Source organism: Cytobacillus firmus NBRC 15306, assembly GCF_001591465.1.
GTDB classification, from domain to species: Bacteria; Bacillota; Bacilli; order Bacillales; family Cytobacillaceae; genus Cytobacillus; species Cytobacillus firmus.
In genome coordinates this window covers 1-4,497 of record NZ_BCUY01000150.1, presented here as the reverse complement: position 1 = coordinate 4,497, position 4,497 = coordinate 1, and the positions used below count along the sequence as shown (strand labels likewise).

Annotated in this window: 4 protein-coding genes; 1 reads left to right on the top strand and 3 read right to left on the bottom strand. The window is 36.4% G+C overall.

Annotated elements, in window-relative coordinates:
• Positions 1 to 192: 192 nt before the first annotated feature.
• The 3 genes from BFI01S_RS21045 to istA form a co-directional block, all read right to left on the bottom strand.
• On the bottom strand, positions 193 to 939 hold the full coding sequence (locus BFI01S_RS21045) for an ABC transporter ATP-binding protein (protein WP_061794327.1): 747 nt from the start codon (positions 937 to 939) through the stop codon (positions 193 to 195).
• A 487-nt stretch (positions 940 to 1,426) separates the two neighbouring features.
• Positions 1,427 to 2,182: an IS21-like element helper ATPase IstB gene (istB, locus tag BFI01S_RS21040; RefSeq protein ID WP_061794326.1), complete on the bottom strand. Its 756-nt coding sequence runs from the start codon at positions 2,180 to 2,182 to the stop codon at positions 1,427 to 1,429.
• Positions 2,179 to 3,726: an IS21 family transposase gene (gene istA / locus BFI01S_RS21035; RefSeq protein WP_061794325.1), complete on the bottom strand. Its 1,548-nt coding sequence runs from the start codon at positions 3,724 to 3,726 to the stop codon at positions 2,179 to 2,181. Before istA ends, istB begins: the two co-directional genes overlap by 4 nt.
• Before the next feature lie 426 nt (positions 3,727 to 4,152).
• Between istA and BFI01S_RS21030 the strand changes: the two genes are divergently transcribed.
• The coding region (locus BFI01S_RS21030; RefSeq protein ID WP_169799796.1) for an MFS transporter at positions 4,153 to 4,497 on the top strand (345 nt) is incomplete at its 3' end.

Here is a 4,497-nt window from a genome sequence, read left to right as displayed (position 1 = left end):
AACATTTAACTATTAAAAGTAACGGTAAACTATAAAAAAATTTACTTTCGTTCACAGCCTTTATTTTCTTATAGAGTGGTGCAAACAAGTTGATCACAACAACGATCTCAATTTGTAAGTCATAGCTTTGGAAAGACTAGTTATCATATAGCTCCATCGGAAGTAGGAACATCATACCTCCTCCTTCATCACTCAATGTTCTTCATCAGGATCTTCCATTGTTAGCTGAATATAAAGATCGTCTAAAGTTGCATTCTCCATTTTAAATTGTTCCCTTAGCTGCGTTAATGTTCCTTTAGCTCGTATTTCTCCATTATGTAAAATTATGATTGAATCACAGTATCGTTCCACTGTAGCGAGAATATGTGTTGACATCAATATGGCCGCCCCGTTTGCTTTTGCCTTTTCCATCATTTCTAGCAATGAATTGATGGCAAGCGGATCCAATCCAACAAATGGTTCGTCAATGATATAGAGTGCAGGATCAATTAAAAACGCACACATAATCATCATTTTTTGCTTCATTCCTTTTGAAAAATGTGCTGGAAACCACTTTAATCTTTTCTCCATTCTAAATTCCTTTAATAAAGGTTGAAGCCGTTCTTCAAAAGTTTCTTTTGTTAATCCGTAGGCCATTGCTGTTAGTTCAAGATGCTCATATAATGTTAACTCGTCATATAGGATGGGAGTCTCAGGAATAAAGCTAAACTGCGAACGATAAGCCTTTAAATCCTTCGGAAATGTTTTCCCGTTGATTGAAATAAAACCTTTATGCGCTTCCATTAATCCAATAATATGTTTAATGGTTGTACTTTTCCCTGCCCCATTTAATCCAATCAATCCAACAATTTGACCAGCATCTACTTCAAATGAAATATCCTTTAATACCGGATTCCGTGAATATCCACCTGCTAATTGATCGATCTTTAATAAAGTCATATTTGTGGAACTCCTTTTTCTTTTTATCTTATCAGAATTATATCTTTTTTTCCAAATTTCAGAAAATATTTTTTGGATAAATAATGAAAAAATGACAATATAACAATATAAATAGTGAGGAGGGGGGACTTGCCTGAGTATTGCGGATAGATTGAGCCGGCAGTGCGGAATTTTGAGCCACTGTTTGCGGACATCTGAGCCAGTAAGTGTGGAGGAAAGAGCCACTGCTATCAAAATACAAAATAATTTAGAGCCATTAGAACAGAATTCGTTCCAATAGCTCTTTGTATTATCTAAATCTTTTATCTCCTAATTGCTTATCAATAATCTCAATTGCCCAACGAACGAGTTCATCTTGATCTAAATCCTCTTCTTTATTTCCATATGCAGGAGGGTAATAGTCTTTCTTCTACTGCTATCCTCACTTCATCGGGTAAATACATATGCAAAAAATACCTAGCTATTCGACTTTCAACTTCTGATGGAATCATTTTGATGCCCCCAATCCATGACGTTCTCTCATCGAAACTTCACCATCAACTAGAATCTTATAAGAATCATGAACAATTCGGTCAAGAATCGCATCTGCTATTTGTGCCTGTCCTAGTTTTGAATGCCATCCTTCTGGAGAAAATTGAGAACAGAAAATAGTCGATGCTTTCTTTAACCTTGCTTCAATAATTTCCAACACGTGAAGCACGTTTTCCTCTGAAAGCTCTGTAAGTAACCACTCATCTAGTATCAATAAATCAATCTTTTTATATTTTTGAATTAACTTACGAAAACTACCATCTGCTTCATATTTTGCTATAGCTAATTCATCGAGTAACTCTGGTAATCTAATATATTTTACTTTGTAAAATTGGCGACATGCATGAACCCCAAAGGCATTTGAGATCCACGTTTTTCCGTTCCCCGAGGCCCCCATTAAAATAATGTTATGGTGATTTTGAATGTAATTTCCTGTTGCTAATTCTAGTATTAGTTTCTTGTCTAGATTACGATCTGGATGATATTCAATGTCTTCAATAGCTGCCGTTGGTTCGCTGAATGTCGCTTGCTTAATTAATCGTTCAAGTTTATTTGATTTACGTCTATCATACTCATAATCTACTAAGAGGTTGAATCTATCATCAAAATCCATACTTTTGTAATCTTTATTTTGACTTTGTTGTTGATATATTTCTGCCATTGCACCCATTTTCATATCTATTAATTTACGTAATGTTTCGTGATTCATCATTTATTATTCCTCCCAAAGTATTTAGCCCCACGGACAAATCCATAGTCTTCAGAGGTAGTGGGCTGCCTGTTAATATCCGTTTTTTTATTTTGCTTTTTCTTCTTATTTCTCTCCAGTACGCTTTTTAAAACAGAAACTGTCGGGTTTGTTGATATTTCAAGTAAAGTTTCCGTTGCTGTTTCTATTTCTTTATTTGTGTATTTCGTAGATACATTCCTCAGTGTGCTAAGGATGTTTAATGCTTTTTTCTCCACATTCATTTCCAGGATATTAGAAACAAATCGAGTCATAGATGGTCCAATTGTTTCTGCCCACTTCCGATTATTTTCGGGATTATGTTCTAAATATAATCGGTGATTATCAGGCATATGGTCCGTGTTCGTAGAAAACTGGCCAATTTCACCATTTAATCGTTTATGTGATGCAATACGGACTTCTTTGAAGTAAACTTCAATTAAATCCGTGGTTAGTCGTATATCGACATTCTCTCGGACATAATCATACGGAACGGAATAATACATTCGTTCAACTTGGATGTGGTAGTTCAGTTGAACCTTTGCTGTTTTCCATTCCGCAAGTTTATAACGCGTTTGAGGAAGCTGTTGAAGGTAGGATTTCTCTTCTTCCTCAAACACCTTTTTACGTGAACCTGGTCGCTTTTGAAAATCGATGGTGTTGATTTCTTCTAGCTTTTCAAAGATTTGCTGGTTTAAATCTTCAAGATGGAAACATTGATAGTTTCTTAGTGGAGCGATAATCTGTCTGGAAATATATCCAACAGTCCCTTCGACACTTGCTTTATCTTTTGGTCTTCGGACACGGCTCGGAACAATGACTGTGCGATAATAATCCGCAAATTCACGATAGGCTTCATTCAGAAGAGGCTCTTCTCGATGAGCTTTCGTAACCCCTGTTTTCAAATTATCGGGTACCAATGTTTCAGGAACTCCCCCAAAATACTCCAATGCATGGATATGGGCGATAAGCCAATTAGCTGATTTCATATCTAAAAATGCTTCAACATAGCTAAATTGACTATAAGGTAAGGTCGCAATAAAAACATACGCTGGAATCTTTTCTCCTGTAGAACGATCAATAATCTGCAACGTACTCCCAGCCCAATCTACTTCCATGACTTCACCTGGTTTTCTTCGAATAGGCATTGTTAACTTATACTTCTTCGCATATTTCCCATAGTTTTCGCAAAAAGTACGATAGGCATAAGGAATCTTTCCACCATCACGTGCTTCCATCGCATACTCGTGATGCAATAATGCCAAGGTGACATTCTTTTTTTGTAGCTCCTTATGCACTTTTTCCCAATCGACTGGGAAGTAACCTTTCTCAACAGCTTGTTTCTCTGGAAAGAGAAACACTTCTAGCCATGGATTGGTCATTGTATCATTCAAGCTTTCCACACCAAGTTTCTTGGCACGTTGAACGACATTTGAAACTGTATTCCTTGAATGCCCAGTGCTAGAACTAATGGTTCTTTGACTGACTCCTTCAAAATACAGTTCCAGAATCTTACGACAATTAACCATGAAAAAACCTCCTGTATAATAATGTCATGCTTGTTTGCATGCAACATTATTATACAAGAGGCTTTTCTTGATTCTTATTAAAGTGGTTCTCCTTTCCGCAAAGGGTGGCTCTTTACTTCGCATTGACTGGCTCAAAATTCCGCATAACTGGCTCAATTCATCTGCAATAATCACTTGCCAAAACAAAAACCTTATTTAAGGTTTCCTAGACAACTATTTCTTCTAATAGAACCTATTACATTTAAAGGTGCCTATTATATAATGATTGGTTTGTGGGTATTAATGCTTCATGCCTGTACAGTCGACGAATGTAAGAGCGTAGCGGGGAAAAAATCTAGTAATATCAGACTTTCTTCGAGGTCTTGCGGTATCTGGAATTGCAGAACTAGTTCTTACAGATAATCTACAACAGGTTTTCTCGGCTTAATTAGCACTTTATATAGACCTGCTGTCAGTGGTATTACACCTCAAATTGTAGATAAAACTCAGTTATTATCTGCAAATTTATTAAGAGCTATTTCTCAACAGATTAGTGATATGATTGGGCCGGTAGTTGGTGGATTTCTTGTAGCAGCTATCGGTCTTTATATTGCATATACAGTAAATGCAATAACATTCCTACTATCTGCACTTTTTGTTTCTTTCATAGCAATACGATCTACCAAGAAAAAAGCAGAAGACACTCCCACTGAAAAACCAACTTTTTGGAAAGATTTCACCCAGGGATGGGTTGCAATTAAAAAGAGGCCTAGGTTAGGTGTATTTGGCAAG